At 76.8% G+C, this 461-nt stretch carries 1 pseudogene; it reads right to left on the reverse strand.

Annotation, left to right across the window (positions count from 1 at the left end):
• Positions 1-319: pseudogene (locus M3677_RS17140) on the reverse strand (hypothetical protein); the annotation flags it as partial.
• Positions 320-461: the final 142 nt, after the last annotated feature.

Raw genomic sequence — 461 nt, forward strand, 5'->3', positions numbered from 1 at the left:
ATGCCAAGGTGCCGACGGCGTCCTGCACGCCCTGCCCGGCTCCGGCCACCCCGTCGCCGGAGTCGCCCAGTGCCCCGAACGGGGCCGACAGCTCGTCGCCCACCAGCGGCACGCCCCGCGCCACGCCGGCGGCGTCGCCCATCGTGTCGCTGATCGAGCGGCCCAACGACTCGAGCTGCACACCGGGCTCGGCCAGCACCAGCACGGCGGCGTGCACCCCGCGGGCGAGCACCACCCACAGCACCGCCCAGGCCAGCAGCGAGAGGTCGGCCAGCACCTGGCGGGTGCGCAGCGCGGGACGGTCGGCGTAGGGACGCATGGCATCGATCCTCACCGTCACGGCGCGTTCGCACCCGGTGGCGGCGGGGTCGGGCACCGGCGTGTCAGCGCCGCCCGCCGGTGACCATCGGGTGGAGTGGGGTGATGACCTCGCTCACCGCGCCCGCCCCCGGGCCCCCGGT

The organism is Curtobacterium sp. P97, assembly GCF_023712445.1.
Classification (GTDB): domain Bacteria; phylum Actinomycetota; class Actinomycetes; order Actinomycetales; family Microbacteriaceae; genus Curtobacterium.